This window comes from Mycobacterium sp., from assembly GCF_049647605.1.
GTDB lineage: Bacteria > Actinomycetota > Actinomycetes > Mycobacteriales > Mycobacteriaceae > Mycobacterium.
This window is the reverse complement of the sequence record NZ_JBARXZ010000102.1, coordinates 18399-37198: the sequence shown is the minus strand read 5'-3', so window position 1 is coordinate 37198 and position 18800 is coordinate 18399. Positions and strand designations below refer to the sequence as shown.

Annotated in this window: 20 protein-coding genes; 9 read left to right on the top strand and 11 right to left on the bottom strand. The window is 66.2% G+C overall.

Features of this window, described 5'->3' with window-relative positions; genetic code table 11:
- The first annotated feature begins 115 nt into the window (after positions 1-115).
- Complete coding sequence (locus tag WBB07_RS13355; protein ID WP_526308375.1) at positions 116-802, top strand: GntR family transcriptional regulator; 687 nt, start codon at positions 116-118, stop codon at positions 800-802.
- On the opposite strand, the gene WBB07_RS13350 is transcribed toward WBB07_RS13355, so the two are convergent.
- Positions 803-1900: an adenosine deaminase gene (locus tag WBB07_RS13350; protein ID WP_526308373.1), complete on the bottom strand. Its 1098-nt coding sequence runs from the start codon at positions 1898-1900 to the stop codon at positions 803-805.
- Between the two features lie 264 nt (positions 1901-2164).
- Here WBB07_RS13350 and WBB07_RS13345 point away from each other — a divergent pair, with 264 nt between their 5' ends.
- On the top strand, positions 2165-3628 hold the full coding sequence (locus tag WBB07_RS13345; RefSeq protein WP_526308371.1) for a GGDEF domain-containing protein: 1464 nt from the start codon (positions 2165-2167) through the stop codon (positions 3626-3628).
- 2 nt (positions 3629-3630) lie between these two features.
- On the opposite strand, the gene WBB07_RS13340 is transcribed toward WBB07_RS13345, so the two are convergent.
- The gene (locus WBB07_RS13340) at positions 3631-4932 is read right to left on the bottom strand and encodes a thymidine phosphorylase (protein ID WP_526308369.1); all 1302 of its coding nucleotides are present in this window, start codon (positions 4930-4932) and stop codon (positions 3631-3633) included.
- Positions 4929-5339, bottom strand: a complete 411-nt coding sequence (locus WBB07_RS13335; protein WP_526308367.1) for a cytidine deaminase — start codon at positions 5337-5339, stop codon at positions 4929-4931. The genes WBB07_RS13340 and WBB07_RS13335 overlap by 4 nt, the downstream gene beginning before the upstream one ends.
- A gap of 325 nt (positions 5340-5664) precedes the next feature.
- On the opposite strand from WBB07_RS13335, the gene sdhC reads away from it, so the two are divergent.
- The 4 genes from sdhC to WBB07_RS13315 are packed head-to-tail and all read left to right on the top strand — an operon-like array spanning position 5665 to position 9015.
- Positions 5665-6003 carry a succinate dehydrogenase, cytochrome b556 subunit gene (gene sdhC, locus WBB07_RS13330; RefSeq protein ID WP_526308438.1) on the top strand — a complete coding sequence of 113 codons (339 nt, stop codon included), beginning with the start codon at positions 5665-5667 and terminating at the stop codon, positions 6001-6003.
- Between the two features lie 29 nt (positions 6004-6032).
- Positions 6033-6467 carry a succinate dehydrogenase hydrophobic membrane anchor subunit gene (locus WBB07_RS13325; protein ID WP_526308436.1) on the top strand — a complete coding sequence of 145 codons (435 nt, stop codon included), beginning with the start codon at positions 6033-6035 and terminating at the stop codon, positions 6465-6467.
- 5 nt (positions 6468-6472) lie between these two features.
- Positions 6473-8227 carry a succinate dehydrogenase flavoprotein subunit gene (gene sdhA / locus WBB07_RS13320; protein ID WP_526308365.1) on the top strand — a complete coding sequence of 585 codons (1755 nt, stop codon included), beginning with the start codon at positions 6473-6475 and terminating at the stop codon, positions 8225-8227.
- A 2-nt stretch (positions 8228-8229) separates the two neighbouring features.
- On the top strand, positions 8230-9015 hold the full coding sequence (locus WBB07_RS13315; RefSeq protein ID WP_526308363.1) for a succinate dehydrogenase/fumarate reductase iron-sulfur subunit: 786 nt from the start codon (positions 8230-8232) through the stop codon (positions 9013-9015).
- Between the two features lie 97 nt (positions 9016-9112).
- On the opposite strand, the gene WBB07_RS13310 is transcribed toward WBB07_RS13315, so the two are convergent.
- Positions 9113-9886, bottom strand: a complete 774-nt coding sequence (locus WBB07_RS13310; RefSeq protein ID WP_526308361.1) for a TIM barrel protein — start codon at positions 9884-9886, stop codon at positions 9113-9115.
- 216 nt (positions 9887-10102) lie between these two features.
- Here WBB07_RS13310 and WBB07_RS13305 point away from each other — a divergent pair, with 216 nt between their 5' ends.
- The 3 genes from WBB07_RS13305 (at position 10103) to WBB07_RS13295 (ending at position 13218) form a co-directional block, all read left to right on the top strand.
- Complete coding sequence (locus WBB07_RS13305) at positions 10103-10978, top strand: endonuclease domain-containing protein (RefSeq protein WP_526308359.1); 876 nt, start codon at positions 10103-10105, stop codon at positions 10976-10978.
- 647 nt (positions 10979-11625) lie between these two features.
- Positions 11626-12210 carry a carboxymuconolactone decarboxylase family protein gene (locus tag WBB07_RS13300; RefSeq protein ID WP_526308357.1) on the top strand — a complete coding sequence of 195 codons (585 nt, stop codon included), beginning with the start codon at positions 11626-11628 and terminating at the stop codon, positions 12208-12210.
- 24 nt (positions 12211-12234) lie between these two features.
- Complete coding sequence (locus WBB07_RS13295) at positions 12235-13218, top strand: LLM class flavin-dependent oxidoreductase (RefSeq protein WP_526308355.1); 984 nt, start codon at positions 12235-12237, stop codon at positions 13216-13218.
- Between the two features lie 7 nt (positions 13219-13225).
- On the opposite strand, the gene sigJ is transcribed toward WBB07_RS13295, so the two are convergent.
- The 7 genes from sigJ to WBB07_RS13260 all read right to left on the bottom strand — a co-directional run bounded on the left by sigJ (position 13226) and on the right by WBB07_RS13260 (position 18795).
- Positions 13226-14131 (bottom strand): RNA polymerase sigma factor SigJ, encoded by a 906-nt coding sequence (sigJ, locus tag WBB07_RS13290; RefSeq protein ID WP_526308353.1) that lies wholly within the window; start codon positions 14129-14131, stop codon positions 13226-13228.
- Between the two features lie 71 nt (positions 14132-14202).
- On the bottom strand, positions 14203-15378 hold the full coding sequence (locus WBB07_RS13285; RefSeq protein WP_526308351.1) for a M20 family metallopeptidase: 1176 nt from the start codon (positions 15376-15378) through the stop codon (positions 14203-14205).
- Entirely contained in the window at positions 15375-16286 is a 912-nt protein-coding gene (locus WBB07_RS13280) for a DUF1028 domain-containing protein (RefSeq protein WP_526308349.1), read from the bottom strand. Before WBB07_RS13280 ends, WBB07_RS13285 begins: the two co-directional genes overlap by 4 nt.
- Positions 16283-17089, bottom strand: a complete 807-nt coding sequence (locus WBB07_RS13275; protein WP_526308347.1) for an alpha/beta fold hydrolase — start codon at positions 17087-17089, stop codon at positions 16283-16285. The genes WBB07_RS13280 and WBB07_RS13275 overlap by 4 nt, the downstream gene beginning before the upstream one ends.
- The gene (locus tag WBB07_RS13270; RefSeq protein WP_526308345.1) at positions 17086-17541 is read right to left on the bottom strand and encodes a hypothetical protein; all 456 of its coding nucleotides are present in this window, start codon (positions 17539-17541) and stop codon (positions 17086-17088) included. Before WBB07_RS13270 ends, WBB07_RS13275 begins: the two co-directional genes overlap by 4 nt.
- Positions 17534-18562 (bottom strand): LLM class flavin-dependent oxidoreductase, encoded by a 1029-nt coding sequence (locus WBB07_RS13265; protein WP_526308343.1) that lies wholly within the window; start codon positions 18560-18562, stop codon positions 17534-17536. Before WBB07_RS13265 ends, WBB07_RS13270 begins: the two co-directional genes overlap by 8 nt.
- Positions 18563-18591: 29 nt before the next feature.
- The gene (locus WBB07_RS13260) at positions 18592-18795 is read right to left on the bottom strand and encodes a ferredoxin (RefSeq protein ID WP_526308341.1); all 204 of its coding nucleotides are present in this window, start codon (positions 18793-18795) and stop codon (positions 18592-18594) included.
- Positions 18796-18800: the final 5 nt, after the last annotated feature.

The following is an 18800-nucleotide window of genomic DNA, read 5'->3' as shown; positions in this document are numbered from 1 at the left end:
GTCCGGTCTATTTCATATATGAGACATGACATCTGCTGCAGGATGTGTTTCCGTCGGGTAAATTTCCCTGCGACCCATTCACTTTCGGCTTTTCCACAACGGAAGGAGGCCCCACGTGCCGAGCGCACCGAGACACGCACCGCTGTCTGCACTGACGTCGACACCGATCCGTACCGCCCATGTGACGGTCACCGACCGCCTCCGGACCGCGATCATCTCCGGCGAGCTCCCCGGCGGCACCCACCTGATGCAGGCAGAGCTGGCGCAGCGACTGTCGGTGAGTGTGACGCCGGTACGGGAAGCGCTGCGCAACCTGATGTCCGAAGGTCTGGTCGACTACAGCGCGTTCCACGGCGCGACCGTGCACCAGACCACCCGTGCCGAGCTCGAAGACGTCTACGAACTACGTTCCGTGCTCATCCCCGTGGCGGTGCGCGAAGGCATCCGCCACATCACCACCGAGGAACTCGACGCCGCCGAGATACTCGCCCACCGCATGGAGGCCGCAACCGATCCGGCCGAATGGGTCGAGCTCAATCGCGAATTCCACAAGATCTTCTACGTCGCCAGCCGCCGGCCGAAGCTCTACTCGATCCTGACGACACTGGCCGACCTGTCATCGCTGTACGTCGGCGTTTCCATCAGCGGGGACGCCGAGCGGCGGGCCCGCGGCGACGCCGACCATCTCCTGATCCTGCAGACCTACCGGGCCGGCGACACCGAGCGGGCCATCGAGATCACCGTCGCCCACAATCTGGACACCCTCGAAGCAGCCCGCGCATCCGTCGACCAGCAGCAGTGATCACCCGACGAGAACGGCAAAACGCGGCTTGATGATCTCGTCGATGATCGCCAACCGTTGATCGAACGGGATGAACGCCGATTTCATGGCATTGATGGTGAACCGCTCGAGATCACTCCACCCGTAGCCGAACGCTTCCACCAGCCGCAACATCTCCTGGCTCATCGTGGTGTCACTCATCAACCGGTTGTCGGTGTTGACGGTGACGCGGAACCGCAGCCGCGCCAGCTTGTCGAACGGATGCTCGGCGATGCTCGCCACCGCCCCGGTCTGGACATTCGAGCTCGGGCACAGCTCCAGCGGGATGCGTTTGTCGCGGACGATGCCCGCCACCCGGCCCAGCCGGGCCGTGCCGTCGGCGAGTGTCTCCACGTCGTCGACGATGCGGACCCCGTGGCCCAGCCGGTCGGCCCCGCAGAATGCGATGGCCTCATGGATCGACGGCAGCCCGAACGCCTCGCCGGCGTGAATGGTGAAGCGGCCGTTGTTGTTCCGCATGTACTCGAAGGCGTCCAGGTGCCGGGTGGGAGGGTAACCGGCCTCGGCACCGGCGATGTCGAAGCCGACGACACCATTGTCACGGAACCGGATCGCCAGCTCGGCGATCTCTCTGGATCGCGCGGCATGGCGCATCGCGGTCACCAGGCAGCGCACCGTGATGGCCCTGCCGGAGGCCGCCACCGCCTTCTCACCGTCGGCAAAACCGGCCAACACCGCATCCACCACGGCATCCAGTGACAGGCCGGCGTCGATGTGCAGTTCCGGGGCGAAGCGGACCTCGGCGTAGACAACCGAATCGGCGGCCAGGTCCTCGACGCACTCGAAGGCCACCCGGTGCAGCGATTCGGGAGTCTGCATGACGGCCACGGTGTGCGCAAACGGCTCGAGATAGCGCACCAACGATCCGCTGTGGGCGGCCGTGCGGAAGAACGCCGCCAGCCCGTCGACGTCGGTGGCCGGTAGTTCGTCGTAGCCGATCTCGGCGGCCATCTCCAAGACGGTCGACGGTCGCAGCCCCCCGTCGAGGTGGTCGTGCAACAGGGCTTTGGGGGCCAGCCGGATGTTGTCGAGAGTTAACGCCAAAGTGGGCGGAGTCATGTCACCATCCTGCGCAATGATCACAGCTGCGGCCACGTCATCTGCGGCACCGGATGCATCGAGGCGGCCGGCACCCGCTGTCTGTGCACGTCATGGCAGATGCTGCCCGGCGCGGCCAATTCACCGACACGCGCACGACGAGCAAATTTCCTCTGCCGTTCACCTGGCCTCCCATCGTGACCAACCCGGCGGATCGCACACCGGTCCTCACCGTCTGATGCGTTCGGGGAGAAATATTGACACATGCGCCATTATCATCGTCCGATGTGGATCGCGACGGTCGAGCGCGCCCGGAAGAGCCCGGGTCGCGTCGCCGTCGCCGCCCTGATTCTGGCTTGTCTCTACTTCACCCTGGGCCGTCTGACATTTGCGGTGTCCGTCGAGTACAGCAACGTCACCAGCGTGGTGTTCGCCCCTGAAGGTGTGGCGCTGGCGTTCGCGATCATGTTCGGTCCGCGCGTCGCCTGGGGAGTGCTGCTCGGACAGACCCTGCTGTCGATCTGGTCGGGTCCGTCGGTGCTCGGCGGACTGGCCATCGGAGCGGTGAACAGCGTGGAATGCGCACTGGGCGCGTTGTTGTTCGCGCGCTGGCGGCTCTCCCCGAAGTTCGGGCACCCCCGCGATGTTCTCCTGTTCGTCGCGCTGGTGTTCCTGGTACTGCAGCCCATCAGCGCCACCGGAGGAGTCAGCGTGCTGTGGGCCCTGGGCGCCACTCCGCTGGATCGAATTCCGAACATCTTGGAGCCGTTCTGGGTTCAGGGCATCCAGCGCCCGCTTGAGCATGCGGGTGAGATTCCGTCGGCATGGTTGCACTGGTGGATCGGGAACTCGGTGGGGCAGGTGCTCATCGCCCCCCTGCTGCTGGCTTGGTGCATCCGGAGCACTTCGCGGCGAAGCTCCACCACCCCCGATCTGGTCCTGAGCGCTGCCGCCATCGGACTGCTGGGCCTGGCCGCCACGGTGCTGCCGATCTACCCGCTGCTGATGCTGGGCATCACCTATCCGCTGCTGGTGTGGATCGGCCTGCGCCGCGGGTTGCGCGGGGTGACGACGGCCAACGTCCTGATCGCCCCCGCCATCACCTGGGCCGGGTCGTCCGGGCAGGGTTTCCTGGCTCACCTCGAGGTACCGGACCGGCTGGCTTACGTCAGTTTCTTCATCGCGACCGCATCGGTGTTCTCGCTGACCCTCTACGCGATGTTCGAAGAACGCCGGCAGCTGGTCGAGCGACTCGACGCGCTGGCCCGGCTGGACTCACTGGTGCCGCTGGCCAATCGCCGACATTTTGTCGAACGTCTCGGCACCGCACTCGCCACCGCCAACCGACACGGCAGCCACTTGGCGGTGGCGGTGCTCGACGTCGACCATTTCAAACGGATCAACGACAGCTACGGTCACGCCTCCGGAGACAAGACACTCACTGCGGTCGCCGAGACCTGTGGTTTGTTGATCGGCGAGGACGACATCGCGGCGCGGATCGGCGGTGAGGAATTTGCTGTCGCCCTACCCGGAAGCAGCCTCGATGACGCTCGCGCCTTTGCTGACCGGCTTCGTGCCGCGATCGCCGAACAACATCGTGATCATCCGGACCTGCCGGCCGTCACCGTCAGCGTGGGCGTGGCCGTCGCCCGGCGACACGATTCGCTGGATGACGTGCTGAGCCGCGCCGACCATGCCCTGTACAGCGCCAAGCGAGCGGGCCGCAACGCTGTCGTGACCGACGGCTGACGCTAGTCGCCGACCCGATCGATGAGGAGTGGACGGACGGTCGGCGGCTCGGCGGCCACCTGCCAGGCCCCGTCGAGTTCGGCCAGCGCCGGACCGAACCGGTCCGGGGTGTCGGTGAACAGGGTGAACAGCACGTCGCCGGCGGCAACGGCCTCACCCGGCTTGCGATGCAGTTGCACTCCGGCGCCGGCCTGGACCCGCTCCCCCGGCGCGGCGCGGCCCGCGCCGAGTCTCCAGACGGCCATGCCGACAGCCAGTGCGTCGATGTTCCCCATGATGCCGCTCCTGCCGGCGACTACGGTCTCGGAATGGCCGGCGACCGGCAGCGACGCCGCCACGTCACCACCCTGGGCGGCGACCAGGGCGCGGAAGCTGTCCATCGCGGTGCCGTCGCGCAGGGTGTCCGCGGGGTCGCGGGCATCAACGCCGGCGAGGTCGAGCATCTCGCGGGCCAACGCCAGCGTCAGCTCCACCACATCGGCCGGCCCGCCGCCGGCCAGCACCTCCAGCGATTCGGCCACCTCGACGGCATTGCCAACTGCCCGGCCCAACGGACTCGCCATATCGGTGAGCACGGCGCGGGTGGGGATTCCGTGGGCGGCGCCGAGGGCCACCATGGTGCGCGCCAGCTCCCAGGACTCCTCCTCCTTCTTCAGGAACGCGCCGGAACCCACCTTGACGTCGAGCACCAGCGCCTTGGCACCCTCGGCGATCTTTTTGCTCATGATCGAACTGGCGATCAGCGGTAGCGACTCGGTGGTGGCGGTGACATCACGCAGCGCGTAGATCAACCGGTCGGCCGGAGCCAGGTCACCGGCCGCGAAGATGGCCGCACCGACATCGCACAGCTGTTGGCGCACTTGGGCTTTGTCGATCTCAGCGGTGAACCCGGGGATGGACTCGAGTTTGTCGAGGGTGCCACCGGTGTGTCCGAGTCCGCGTCCGGCTGCTTGCGGGACGGCGGCGCCGCAGGCCGCGACGATCGGGACCAGCGGGATGGTGATCTTGTCCCCCACCCCGCCGGTGGAGTGTTTGTCCACCAGCCGAAGGGGGCTGCCGTCGCGGCGGAGATCGGTGAAGTCGAGCCGCTCCCCCGAGTCGATCATCGCCGCCGTCCACCGCGCGATCTCGTCGCGCTCCATACCCCGCAGGAAGATGGCCATCAGCAGTGCCGCCATCTGCCCGTCACCGATCCGGCCGTGGGTGTAGGCGTCGATCACCCAGTCGATGGCGGCATCGGAGAGACGGCCGCCGTCACGCTTGGTCCTGATGACCGTTGGCGCATCGAATGTGAACTGGGTCACGATATTTGACCGCCTCGGGCCAGGTCGTCGGGACCGAAGGCGTCGGGCAGCAGTTCCGCCAACCTGGTAGGGCCCGAGGGGTGCGCGATCAACAGCTCAGCCCCGCCGTGCTCGAAGAGCACCTGACGGCACCGTCCACACGGCATCAGGAGTTCGCCATCGGCGGCCACACACGCCAGCGCGACCAGCCGTCCGCCGCCGGTCGAATACAGGTTGCACGCCACAGAACACTCCGCACAGAGACCCAGGCCATATGAGACATTCTCCACATTGCATCCGCTGACAATTCGACCATCGTCGACTAGTGCGGCCGCACCGACCGGAAAACCCGAGTAGGGCGCATACGCCAGCCTTGATGCCTCAATTGCCTTGGCCTGCAACAAATTCCAGTCAATTTCAGCAGCCATGACTTCTTCCGCTCGTCGTTTCTGAATGCATTCACCACACCATCGCTCCGGCCGGTGGATTCAGCAAGGTCACCCTAACTTCGAGTCGTTGACCACGCCAGGAGTGGTCTCGGCAATTAGTTGGTTACTACAAATGGGATTAGAGTCCACCCGACGGTCGCCCGGAGCAACAATTGGGCATCGATTACTGCCACGCTGGGGATGAGTTGTGTTGCCCCGGCGCCCACCGATGGCGTTGGAGGCGCTGATGAGCACAGCGGCACCGGCACAGCCGGCCAAACAGGACAAGCCACGCCGGCGCACCCTGTACCGAGGTGATCCAGGCATGTGGTCCTGGGTCCTGCACCGCATCACGGGTGCGACGATCTTCTTCTTCCTTTTTGTACACGTGCTCGACACGGCACTGGTACGGGTGAGCCCCGAGTCCTACAACGCCGTCATCGAGACCTACAAGACACCGATCGTCGGCCTCATGGAGGTCGGCCTGGTAGCAGCGGTGCTGTTCCATGCCCTCAACGGCATCCGCGTGATCCTCATCGACTTCTGGGCCGAAGGTCCTCGGCACCAGCGCAAGATGCTGGCCGCCGTCGGGATCGTCTGGTTGCTGGTGATGGTGCCCGCACTGGTGGTGCTGGCGATGCACATGGCGGAGAGGTTCCTGTGAGCGCACCCGATCAGCCTCGCGAACGGCCCATCGCGCCCGTTCTGGAGAAGAGCTACGACCGCCCCGCCGGACTGGACAACCCGCGGGCGCCGCGGCGTCCCGGCGGCATGCCGAACTTCGAGAAGTACGCATGGCTGTTCATGCGGTTCTCCGGCATCGCCCTGGTGTTCCTGGCGCTCGGCCACCTTTTCATCATGCTGATGTGGCAGAACGGCGTGTACCGCATCGACTTCAACTACGTCGCGCAACGTTGGGCATCGCCGTTCTGGCAGACCTGGGACCTGCTACTGCTGTGGCTGGCTCAGCTCCACGGAGGTAACGGCATGCGCACCATCATCGCCGACTACACCCGTAAAGACTCGACACGTTTCTGGCTGAACCTGCTGCTGGCGCTGTCGATCATCTTCACGCTCGTCCTGGGCACCTACGTCTTGCTGACGTTCGACCCGAACATCGGGGGTTAAGAGCCATGATCCAAGAACACCGTTACGACGTCGTGATCATCGGCGCCGGGGGCGCCGGCATGCGGGCCGCAGTAGAAGCCGGTCCGCGAGCACGCACCGCAGTCCTGACCAAGTTGTACCCCACCCGGTCACACACCGGAGCGGCCCAGGGCGGCATGTGCGCCGCCCTGGCCAACGTGGAAGAGGACAACTGGGAGTGGCACACCTTCGACACCGTCAAGGGCGGCGACTACCTGGCTGACCAGGACGCCGTCGAGATCATGGCCAAAGAGGCCATCGACGCGGTGCTCGACCTCGAGAAGATGGGGATGCCGTTCAACCGCACCCCGGAAGGCCGCATCGACCAGCGCCGTTTCGGTGGCCACACCCGTGACCACGGCAAGGCACCCGTTCGCCGTGCCTGTTACGCCGCCGACCGCACCGGCCACATGATCCTGCAGACGCTGTACCAAAACTGCGTCAAGCACGATGTCGAGTTCTTCAACGAGTTCTACGCCCTGGACATCGCCATCACCGAGACTCCCAGCGGCCCGGTGGCCACCGGGGTCATCGCCTACGAGCTGGCCACCGGCGACATCCACATCTTCCACGCCAAGGCGATCGTCTTCGCCACCGGCGGCTCGGGCCGGATGTACAAAACCACCTCCAATGCCCACACTCTGACCGGCGACGGCCTGGGCATCGTCTTCCGCAAGGGACTTCCCTTGGAGGACATGGAGTTCCACCAGTTCCACCCGACCGGCCTCGCCGGCCTCGGCATCCTGATCTCCGAAGCCGTGCGCGGTGAGGGTGGACGCCTCCTCAACGCCGACGGCGAACGGTTCATGGAGCGCTACGCACCGACGATCGTCGACCTGGCTCCGCGCGATATCGTCGCCCGGTCCATGGTGCTCGAGGTACTCGAAGGCCGCGGCGCGGGTCCGAACAAGGACTACGTCTACATCGACGTCCGCCACCTCGGCGCCGATGTGCTGGAAGCCAAGCTGCCCGACATCACCGAGTTCGCCCGCACCTACCTGGGCGTCGACCCGGTCACCGAATTGGTGCCGGTCTACCCCACCTGCCACTACGTGATGGGTGGCATCCCCACCACCATCACCGGACAGGTGCTGCGCGACAACGACAACATCGTCCCCGGGCTGTTTGCCGCCGGGGAATGCGCATGTGTCTCGGTGCACGGGGCCAACCGGCTCGGCACCAACTCGCTGCTGGACATCAACGTGTTCGGCCGCCGGGCCGGCATCGCCGCCGCCGAGTACGCCGCCAACCACGAATTCGTGGAGCTGCCGCCCACCCCGGCCTCGATGGTCGTCGATTGGGTCGGTGACATCCTCAGCGAGCACGGCCACGAGCGGGTCGCCGATATCCGAACCGAACTGCAGCAGTCGATGGACAACAACGCCGCGGTGTTCCGCACCGAGGAGACCCTCAAGCAGGCGCTGACCGACATCCACGCGCTCAAGGAGCGGTACTCGCGAATCACCGTGCACGACAAGGGCAAGCGCTACAACAGCGATCTCCTGGAGGCCATCGAGCTCGGCTTCCTGCTGGAGCTGGCCGAGGTCACCGTCGTGGGCGCGTTGAACCGCAAGGAGTCTCGCGGCGGCCATGCTCGCGAGGATTACCCGAACCGTGACGACACCAATTACATGCGGCACACCATGGCCTACAAAGAAGGCGCCGACCTGTTGAGTGATATCCGGTTGGACTACAAACCCGTGGTCCAGACCCGGTATGAGCCGATGGAACGGAAGTACTGATCATGAGCACTCCTGTCCTGGACAAGCCCGAAGCCGGCGATCCGCCCTTGCCACCCATCCCGGATGAAGCGGTGATGGTGACGCTGAAGATCGCCCGCTTCAACCCCGAGAACCCCGACGCCGCAGGCTTCCAGAGCTTCCGCGTACCGTGCCTGCCCACGGACCGGCTGCTCAACCTGCTCAGCTATGTGAAGAACTACCTCGACGGCACCTTCACCTTCCGGAGGTCCTGCGCCCACGGCGTCTGCGGGTCCGACGCGATGCGGATCAACGGGGTGAACCGGTTGGCGTGCAAGGTGCTGATGCGCGACATGCTGCCCAAGAAGGCCGGCAAGCAGCTCACCATCACCATCGAGCCGATCCGCGGTTTGCCGGTGGAGAAGGACCTCGTGGTGAACATGGAGCCGTTCTTCGACGCGTACCGCGCGGTGAAGCCGTTCCTGATCACCTCCGGCAACCCTCCGACTCTCGAGCGGATCCAGAGTCAGACCGACCGCGCCCGCTACGACGACACCACCAAGTGCATTCTGTGCGCCTGCTGCACCACCAGCTGCCCGGTGTTCTGGAGTGAAGGGTCGTACTTCGGCCCCGCGGCGATCGTCAACGCCCACCGGTTCATCTTCGATTCGCGTGACGAGGCGGCCGCCGAGCGGCTCGACATCCTCAACGAGGTCGACGGGGTGTGGCGCTGCCGCACCACGTTCAACTGCACCGAGTCCTGCCCGCGTGGCATCGAGGTCACCAAGGCGATCCAAGAAGTGAAGCGCGCGTTGATGTTCGCCCGCTGACAGTTCTCTTCAGCGCGAGGGCGCGTGTTTGTACGGAAACACTCCGTGTTTTCTGTACAAACACGCGCCCTCGTTGCGTTGGGTGGTCGGGCCTGAGCTACAACGACGGGATGTACTCCAGCGCGACCCGGCCGCGGTATCCCAGTTCGTGGAGCATTCGCAGATAGCCGTCGATGTCGAGTTCGCCGGTCCCCGGCTCGTGGCGACCCGGGAAATCGGCGACCTGCACGTGCACGATGCGGCCCCAGTGGGCACGCAGCACCCCGGCGATGTCTTCACCGTTGGCGGCCAGGTGATAGAGGTCGGCCAGCAGTCCCACCGCACCCGGGCGCCCCGCTGCGGCCTCGACGTCGGTGATCAGCGCAACGGCGTCGGCGGCGGTCACCACGGGATAGTCGATGACGCCGCTTGTGGGTTCCACCATGGGGGCAGCGCCCAGCGGACGCAGACGGTCAGCCGCGAGCATCAAGTTGGCCACCGCGGTGTCTCGCTGTTGCTGTGGCGTCGATACCGCCAGTGCCAGCCCGTAAGGCGCATGGCACCAACGGATCCCGAGGCGCGCCACCAGACCCGCCAGCACTTCGAGGTGCTCGGCGAACTCGTTCCGCCGGTCAGGGTGTGAAAGTATGCCCCGGCCACCACATTCGGGATCGCCGAGAGTGAAGTTCATCGCGATGACCTGCGCACCCGACTCGTGCACCGAGTCCACGAAGCGCGCGCTCTCGGCCTCACCGGGCACCGACGAGTCGAATGGCCACCAGAACTCGAGCTCGCGATACCCGTCGGCGACGGCCGCGGCCGCCCGCCGCAGTGGCGGAGTATCGGCGTAGAGCAGCGAGCAATTGGCCACGTAGGTGTTGCCGTCAGCCATCACACGATGTCCTTCCGCCGGGAGCCTTGTTCGAGCGTACCCATGAACTGGTGAACAACCTTCGATGCCATATCTTTTCGGCACCTCCCCTCTCCTCCCGCGAGCGAGCGCGTCTGTACGGCAACACGCCGGGATTCCCGTACAAACACGTGCACTCGTTCTGCGTTGTCCACAGGGTGACTACCGAGTCACCTCGGGCCGTCGCAACATCCGAGCATGCTCAGCGACTTTTTCGACGCCCAGGGTGAGGTAGCAACGTCCGGCCAGATCCTGCGCGTGATCAGCCGCCGGGCGATGCAGAGCGCGCTCGACCGCGGCGACCTGTGCCAGGTGTGGCCGGGGGTGTACAGCCCGAACGAGCCCGACACCGCGGTCCGCCTCGCCGGCCTCGATCTGCGCGCCGGCGAACCGGTCGCGATGTGCCTGGGCACCGCCGCGGCAGCGTTCGGCTTTGACACCGAAGATGTGCGCGACCTGCATGTACTCAACCCAGCAGGTCACCTGCTGCGCCAGAGCGACGGGCTCTACGTGCATCGCCGCGAGGGTGTCCCGTTGACGACGGTCGACGGACGGCCATCGACCACACCTGATTGGACAGCCGTTGAAGTCGCGCGCAGCCTCCGTCGACCCCGCGCTCTGGCCACACTGGATGCCGCGCTGCGCAGCGGCCGCTGCACAACACGCCGGTTGCTGATCGCGGCCGCGGACCAGAAGGGGCGCCGCGGGATAGTGCAAGTGCGCCAACTGATTCCGCTCGCACGAGCGCAGGCGGAGTCCCCGATGGAAAGCGAGGCTCGCCTGGCGATGCACGACGGAGGCTTACCGGCCCCTGAGCTGCAACACAAAGTCATCGACCGCAACGGACGAGTGTGGCGAGTGGATTTTGCGTGGCCGGACCGACGGGTGGCCGTCGAGTACGACGGTTACGACTGGCACTCAGGTCCAGACGATTTTGCCAGGGACCGACAAAAACGAGCCGCCCTGCATGAGGTGGGGTGGACGGTGATCTCGATCGTCGCCGCCGACGTGCGGAGAACACCCTGGGACACGGTGCGTCGTATCGACCACCAACTACGTCGTCTTGCGGCGTGAGCGCGCGAATTTGTACGGCTGGCCCGGCGTGGCGACGTACAAACACGCGCGCCCGCGGGAGGTGGTTCACGCTTCTCTGCTCGGAGATAACATCATCATGCTGGCGGCAATGCATCCAGACACCCACGAGTTCTATCGCCCCTCCGGAGTGACAGTTCGCGTCCGATCATCCGCCGCGATGATAGTGACTGACCCACTGAGCGTGGGTATGTCGACCATGCGAGCAATCCCAAGATCTAACCGGCCCTGCATGAATATCTGCGTGTCAGTGAGGTTCCCGCCTTGACGGTCTGGGGTGACAAGGACCCGTTCTTCGGTCCCGACGGTGCCCGCGGGTTCGGCAATGCTCGTATGGCGCAACATGTGCGGCGTGACCGTCTGCCCCGCCGCGCTGACTGGCACCATGGAGTCAACCAGTCGCAAGTACGCCGAAGCGGTGGCGTTGTATTTCAGGTTCTGCGCCGAACGCTCGTCGGCATCACCCCAGCTCCATAGCTTCGACGCGCGTCGACGGTGACCGGACGTGGACCCCCTAGCGAGTGCACGTTTTTGTACGCGACACGCCGCGCACAGCCGTACAGACACGCTCGCTCGCGGGTGGGGGGGTCACCCGGTCACACATTGGTGGGCTGTCTCGTCTGACCGGTATGACCACCACCCGGATACCCCCGCTGGCGCCGGAGAAAGCGCCGCTGCTGACCCGACTGCTGTACCGCTACGCCAAGCGCCGCTTCGGCGAGGTGCCCGAACCGTTTGCGGTGTACGCCCACCACCGCGGGCTGCTGATCGCCGGCGGCATCCACGAAGGAGCTCTCGAACGGGCGTCGACAACCCTGCCCGCCGCCGTCCGCGAATTGGCCGTCTACTGGACCGCCCGCCAGATCGGCTGCTCGTGGTGCGTGGACTTCGGCACCATGCTGATGCGCCTGGACGGCCTGGACCTGGCGCGCCTCCAGGACATCGACAACTACACAACGTCACCGAGCTTCTCCGACGATGAACGCGCGGCCATCGGTTATGCCACGGCCATCACCACCGATCCCCACACGGTCACCGACGAGCAGGTCGCCGACCTGCGCCGCCGCTTCGGCGACAAAGGTGTCATCGAGCTGACGTACCAGATCGGGGTGGAGAACATGAGAGCCCGGGTGAACACCGCGCTCGGCATCACCGAACAGGGCTTCGGCGCCGGCGAGGCCTGCCGGGTGCCATGGGAGACCCCTCCGGCATAGCAAGTTAGGGTAACCTAACCTGCTATGCGATTCGGCGTACTTCTCAATATGGGGGCGCAGCTGGGCCCCACCCCTTCCGAGGTCTTCGACCTCGCCCTGGCCCAGGCCGAGCTGGCCGAGGAACTCGGATACGACGAGTTGTGGGTCACCGAACACCATTTCATCCGATTCGGCATCAATCCGAGCGCCCTGACCGCCGCGGCGTTCCTCCTCGGCCGCACCCGCACTATCCGGGTGGGCACCGCGGTGGTGCTCTCGCCGCTGTGCCATCCCGTTGATCTTGCCGAACGGGCCGCCCTGCTCGACCAGCTGGGCAACGGCCGATTCGAGTTGGGGCTCGGGCGCGGCGGCTACCGCCGCGACTACGAACAGCTCGACGTCGACTTCGCCCGCTGGGACGACGAGCCCCATGCCACCGTCGACCGGTTACTCGATCTGTGGTCGGTGCGCGACACCGACACCGCGATCCAGCCGCCACCGCGCACCCGCCCGCACCCGCCGGTACTGATGGCCACCTCCAGCGAGGCCGGTCTGAAGTGCGCCACCGCCAACGGCCTGGCGCTGCAACACTATTTTGCCACCCCGGTATCGGCCCGAGTGGCACTGGAGCAGCGTTACCGCGAGCTGTCCGGCGGAGCCCAACCCGATCATCTGCACACCGTGATCGCCGTCGTCGACGAATCCCCCGACGCCCGCGAACGGTTGGCCACAGCGCTGCGCCGGTCCTTTCGCAGCGGCGATCATGCACACGTCCCGCGAGCATCGCAACGCCACCTGGGACCCGACGGGAGACCGATCGACCCCGATGGTCAGGCGCAGCTGGCCGCCGCGGGCGCGATCATCGGCTCAGTAGGCCAGGTCGTCGACGAGCTCGGCGATTTTGTCCTCGCCACCGGCACCCGCCGGCTTGCGGTCTATCACGAGGCCATCGGCGATCCGGCGGCCACCTTGCGGTCATTGAGCGACTTCGCCGACCACGTCATCCCCCAGCTGACTCCACCGGGCTGAGAGTCGTTCAGGAACGCAGCGGCGAGGCGCTGAATTTCTCCGGGTTGGCAACATCCCAGAACGCCACCACCGCGCCGTCGCGCATGGTCAGCGCAACGATGTGCGGCTGCATCTCCGGGTAACCGTCAGCTGCGGGACTGCCCGGGGTACAGATACCGAGATCGCCGTTGACCAGGGCCAGCCGGCTCGCCGTGACGAACCCCGGCCCGTAACGCCGGGCCAGCCCGAACACAAAACGCGCCACCTTGTCGGGCCCATGGATCACCTGCGCGGCGGTCGGGGCGCGACGATCCGAGTCACCGGTGAAGGTGACATCAGGATGCAGCAGCGCAACAACACCGGCCAGATCGCCGTCGGCCATCGCCGCCAGCAGCCGGCCGACCAGCGCGTCGTGTTCGGGATCGCGAGGCGGAGCCGGGACATCGGCGACGAGACGGCGTGCGCGCGAAGCGAGTTGGCGCGCCGCGGCCGAGGAGACACCGAGCACCTGTGCCACCTCCGCGAAGGGAACCCCGAAACCGTCGTGCAGCACAAAGGCCACCCGCTGATCCGAGGAGAGCCGCTCCAGCACCACCATCGCCGCGAACCGGGCGTCCTCGTCGGCAACCACCGCGGCCAGCGGGTCCGCCACCTCGCCGGCCCGGGTCACGACGGGCTCGGGCAGCCAATTGCCCTGATAGGTCTCGCGGCGGTGCGCCGCCGATCGCAACCGGTCCAGGCTGAGTCGGCTCACCACCGTCGTCAGCCAGGCACGCAGATCACTGACCTGTTCACTTGATCCATGCCACCGCAACCACGCGTCTTGCACCGCGTCCTCGGCATCGGCAAAGGTTCCGGTGAGTCGGTAGGCCACTGCCAGCAGGTGCGGGCGAAGCTCCTGGAACTCGTCGGCACGACGCGTTGCAGACGTCACCCGACCGAGCCTAGCTGTGGAACCGACGTGCGGGCGAGCGATTCCGACACGCTCTCGGAAAGAGCTTGGGCTCAGATGTTTTCGATGCCGAAGCTGGTGAACAGGGAGGCAAAGGTTCGGGCGGCCTCGCCGAGTTCGGCCAATGGCACATACTCGTTGCTGCTGTGGGCGACGGTCATCGATCCCGGTCCGTACACAACCGTGGGGATGCCGAGTTCATTGCGCAGGAATCGGGCGTCGGTGCCGAGGTTGAGGCCGCGCACCGGCTTTTCCGGGTCCGACGACTCCCGCATCAGGTCCACAAAGGGATGCTCGAGCGCCAACTCCGAGCCGGCCGCAAACGCGAGCACCCGTACCGTCGGCTCGACATCGGGAACCATCCGGGCCATCAATGCCTCGAGGCTCGCCACCGCGTCCTGCTCAGTCTGCCCGGGAAGAACCCGGCGGTCGATGCGCAGCACACACGAACTGGCGACGATGTTGGGGGCTGTTCCCCCGGAGATCACCCCGACATTGCACGTGGGAACCCCGAGCAGCGGGTGAGCAACATCTCCGAAATCACCGCCGTGCAGCGCCGTCGCCAACCGCGCGGCGTCGGCGATCGCCGACCGGCCCGCAGCGGGGTCACTGCCATGCGCGGCACGGCCGGCCACGGTGATCTCGGCCAGCAGCACACCTCGCTCGGCCACGCAGACGCGCAGTTCGCTCGGCTCCGGCACCACGGCGGCGTCGGCGACGATGCGCCCCGCCCGCACCAGCGCCTCGGTTCCCCACCGGCCACCGGTCTCCTCGTCGGCCACCAGATGCATCACGACATCGCAGCGCGGCAGCTCACCGGCGTCGAAACACGCGCGCAATCCCTCGATCGCTGCGGCGATGCCGCCTTTCATATCGCAGGCCCCGCGACCGTAGACCCTGTCGTCGCGAACCACGCCGCCGAACGGAGGTAGCGACCATTCTTGTTCGACCACCGGAACGACGTCGAGATGTCCGTTGATCAACAGCGTCGGCCGACGTCCCGATGCCGGGCCACCGGGTCCCGACACCGTTGCCAGCAGTGACGTGCGCCCGGGAGCAGGTTCGAACACCTCGGTGCGGGCACCGAGGCCGGTCAACACATCGGTGAGCAACGGGATGATCGCTGATTCGTCACCGGGTGGGTTGCGGGTGTCGCACCGCACCATCGCCGCGGTCAGCTCCGCGCACCGCCACACGTCCACTGCCGACGCGGCATTCGGGGGTGTCACATGAAATCCGCTGTGTCGTCAAGGAATCCGAGGGGAGCTATCCCAGCCAGGAACTGCCGCAACGCCGGCCGGTGAGCGAACACCTCGGCGAATGCCAATCGGGCGCTGTCGCGGTCCCCACTGCGAGCCAGCAGCACCGCTCGCCAGAACTGCGCCTCCCGGTTGTCCGAACCAAGGATCCGCGCCGCCTCGGCCAATCCGTCCAGCTTCTCGCGAAGCAACTCCTCCGATACGTTGCGGTACGGCCCGATCATCAGATCTCGGGCGAAGATCACCTCACCGATCACGTCGAAGGCGCGCTGCCTGGGCAACAACCGGACCAATTCCGAAACCGGGTCGGGGTGATCGTCGACCCGAATATCGATCTCGACGTGATTCCAGGGAGTTTCCGAGCGTTGTCCGCCGTAGACCCTCAGCACCGCAGACTGCGAGCCGCGGATATCGCCCCCACTGTCTTCGGCGGCCACCATCGCCGCCACCATCCGCTCGGCCAGCTGTCCGGAAGCCCCGAGGAAGGCGTCGAGCATATCGTGATAGACCTGCTCACCGGCAAGCATGTTGCCCTGGACCGCGACACCGTCGCCCACCGCGTGGCCCGCGGCGGGCGCGCAGCATTCACCGGTGAACGACGCCGCCGTCCCGGCCGCGTCCACCACTGCGAGCTGGCGGTAGGCCCGCAGGGGATCGACTCCGATCACCGAGTCGAGGGCCTCACGGGCGCTTGTCCCGGCACGCATCGCCGTGACGGCACCCGGCCCATAGTCGACGTTGACAAAAGCCTGGGTGGCAGCCACCCCGACGCCGGCCTCACCCCAGCCGACCAGACGCCCCACCCCGAAGAAATGTGACTGGGAACCGAAGCCCAGCGCACCGGTGTGGGGGTCGCGGGCGACGATCGAATACGTCATGGCCCCTCCTGTGTCACTGTTTTCATGTGGTTGTCGATCAGCTCGGCCACCTGCTCCGGCACCTCGACCATCGGCAGATGTCCCACCCCGTCGAGCAGCACCGTGCTGCCCCCGGTGGCTTCGGCGATCTCCCTGGTCATCGCCGGCGGGCAGGTCGGATCCGCGGTGCCTCCCACCGCAAGCACCGGTGCCCGCACCGCACCCGCCAGATGCCGGATATCGGCTCCGAATGCCGCCCGGAGGATCTCCTCGATCACCGATTCGGGTCGTCCCGCCGCAGCGACGACCGTCTCTGCAAGACCGGGGGCGTCCCGGTGGGACGGGCCGACCACAGCAGGAACCAGTTCGGTGAAATAGCGGCTCGCCCCCACGCTCGTCAGTTCGTCGACCATCGCACCGATCGCCGCCTCCGGAACTCCGGTGCCCAGTGTCGAACCGAAGGTGGTGACACCCTCCACCCGCTCCGGGTGCAGTGCCGCCAACGCCACCGAGATCGACCCGCCGAGCGAACCACCCGCCAAATGCACTGTCTCCAGCCGCAGTTCGTCCAGAACAGCCAGAACATCGGCAACGTAGTCTTCGACGCCGAATGGGCCGACCCGCCCGGAGCCGCCGTGGCCGCGCAGATCGATGGCGACGGCGGGCCCGTTCAACAGCGGTAGGACGGCTTGCCACACCACCGCCGCGGTGTTCATCGGATGCAGGAGCACGACGGCACCACGCGCCCCGGGGCTGCCTGCCAGGGTGACCGACAGATCACCGGTCGGGCCGGCCACCCTCAGCGAATCATCAGTGGGGTTCATTCGGTGACGTACTTCGGTGCGCCCTCGGGAGCCGACTCGCTGACGTGCATGTGCCAGATACGCCAGTGCGGCGCACCGGTACCGTCGTCGCGGCGGTAGAACTCGGTGTTGCGAAAACGAGTCACACCAGAGCTTTCCAGCGTGCCACTTGCGGTCGGCAACAACACCTCACACTCCCCCTCCGAGGTGAGCAATGCGACGTCACCGAACACCTGCACCACCGGTTCGGCGGTGTCTCCGATGCGGGAGATGTTGGCGCCCAGAGTGTTCAGATTTCGCCACAACCGTGCTTTGTCCATCACCCCGTGGTAGGTGAAACCGTTGAGGTTGAACTGCAGATAGCCCTCACCTACGGGAAAGAAGCCGAGCATCGCCTCCGGCACCAAGTCGACATTGGCTGCCAGCCAGCCGTTGTGTATTGCCAGGATCGCCTGGGCATCGGAATCAGTCACGATCACTCCCTACGGGTTCTGGATGGGAAAACAAGGATGCGATGGTGCCCAACGATTCACGAGCGTTGTCCGCCACCACCGGTACGACGACGACCTTGTCGGCACCGGCATCGAAGAATCGCTGCACCGCGGCGGCGGACTGTTCGGGGGTGCCGGTGATCGACAGCGCGTCCACCCACTCATCGGGCATCTCGGCGAGAACCACCTCTGGTCCTCCCCTGGACAGCATGTCGGCCAGCAGTTCATTGCCGCCGATCGATCCGAGGAGTGGATTCGGGCCGCTGGCAGCAAGATAGAACGCCAGAACGGGTTTGATCGCCTCTCGGGCTTCGGCTGCCGCGGCGGGGTCGCGGGCGACATTAACCGCACACAGCACCACCAGTTCGGGCAGTTCTGTCCGGCCGGCCGCAGTTGCCGCCTCATCGAGTTTGGCCCGGGTGGCCGCGACATACTGCGGTGTCGCAAGCACACTGACCACCAACCCGTCGGCGTGTTGACCGGTCAGCGCAATGCCCTTGTCACCGAGCACGCCGGTGTAGATCGGCACCTGCTCGGCCGGGGGGTGGGTGAGCGTCACCTCGGAGTACTTGTGTACAACACCGTCTTCGGTGACCGTGCGGCCGGCGAGCAACTCCCGCAACCCGCTCAGCGTTTCGCGTAGCGCGCTCATCGGCGAGCGCACCGTCAGACCCATCTGAGCGGTCCATGCAGGTACACCGTGACCCACGCCGGGGGCGAACCTACCGGGGTAAGCCCGCGCCAGCGTCGCAACCTCCATCGCCAACAGCGCCGGATGCCGCACCATCGAGGACACCACGGCAACACCCACCCGCATCCGTTCCGTGGCGCCCAGAGCGATCGCCGACGCCGCGATCCCGCCAAGGAAGAAGTAGTCCTCGGGTATCCAGAGTTCGCCGAAGCCCTGCTGCTCCACCCACTTTGCCAGAGGTGCAACCTCCTCCGGTGGCGTGGTGCTGCCCAACAACACCCCGAACCGCGCACCTTCACCCACGAAACTCACTCCGGTCCTCCTTCTGATCTCATCGGCGGTCACGCATCGGCGTCTTCAACGATCTCGATGGCTCCGACCGGGCAGGAGTAAGCTGCCCGCTCGACCGCTTCACTCAACTCGGCTCGTGGGCTCTGCTCGAGGAGCGTCACCCATCCTTCAGCGGTGCTGCCGAACACCTCCGGGGCCGCGCGCCGGCAGCTGCCGTTGGCCATGCAATGTTCTGAGCGGACGATCAGGTTCATCGTCG

Excerpts from the sequence above, each read along its gene's own strand:
- WBB07_RS13345 (WP_526308371.1), top strand. The coding sequence starts at position 2,165 with ATGTGGATCGCGACGGTCGAGCGCGCCCGGAAGAGCCCGGGTCGCGTC.
- WBB07_RS13275 (WP_526308347.1), bottom strand. The coding sequence starts at position 17,089 with ATGAACCCCACTGATGATTCGCTGAGGGTGGCCGGCCCGACCGGTGAT.
- sdhA (WP_526308365.1), top strand. The coding sequence starts at position 6,473 with ATGATCCAAGAACACCGTTACGACGTCGTGATCATCGGCGCCGGGGGC.
- WBB07_RS13295 (WP_526308355.1), top strand. The coding sequence starts at position 12,235 with ATGCGATTCGGCGTACTTCTCAATATGGGGGCGCAGCTGGGCCCCACC.
- WBB07_RS13305 (WP_526308359.1), top strand. The coding sequence starts at position 10,103 with ATGCTCAGCGACTTTTTCGACGCCCAGGGTGAGGTAGCAACGTCCGGC.
- WBB07_RS13260 (WP_526308341.1), bottom strand. The coding sequence starts at position 18,795 with ATGAACCTGATCGTCCGCTCAGAACATTGCATGGCCAACGGCAGCTGC.
- WBB07_RS13300 (WP_526308357.1), top strand. The coding sequence starts at position 11,626 with ATGACCACCACCCGGATACCCCCGCTGGCGCCGGAGAAAGCGCCGCTG.
- WBB07_RS13350 (WP_526308373.1), bottom strand. The coding sequence starts at position 1,900 with ATGACTCCGCCCACTTTGGCGTTAACTCTCGACAACATCCGGCTGGCC.
- WBB07_RS13335 (WP_526308367.1), bottom strand. The coding sequence starts at position 5,339 with ATGGCTGCTGAAATTGACTGGAATTTGTTGCAGGCCAAGGCAATTGAG.
- WBB07_RS13310 (WP_526308361.1), bottom strand. The coding sequence starts at position 9,886 with ATGGCTGACGGCAACACCTACGTGGCCAATTGCTCGCTGCTCTACGCC.
- sdhC (WP_526308438.1), top strand. The coding sequence starts at position 5,665 with ATGTGGTCCTGGGTCCTGCACCGCATCACGGGTGCGACGATCTTCTTC.
- WBB07_RS13315 (WP_526308363.1), top strand. The coding sequence starts at position 8,230 with ATGAGCACTCCTGTCCTGGACAAGCCCGAAGCCGGCGATCCGCCCTTG.
- WBB07_RS13280 (WP_526308349.1), bottom strand. The coding sequence starts at position 16,286 with ATGACGTATTCGATCGTCGCCCGCGACCCCCACACCGGTGCGCTGGGC.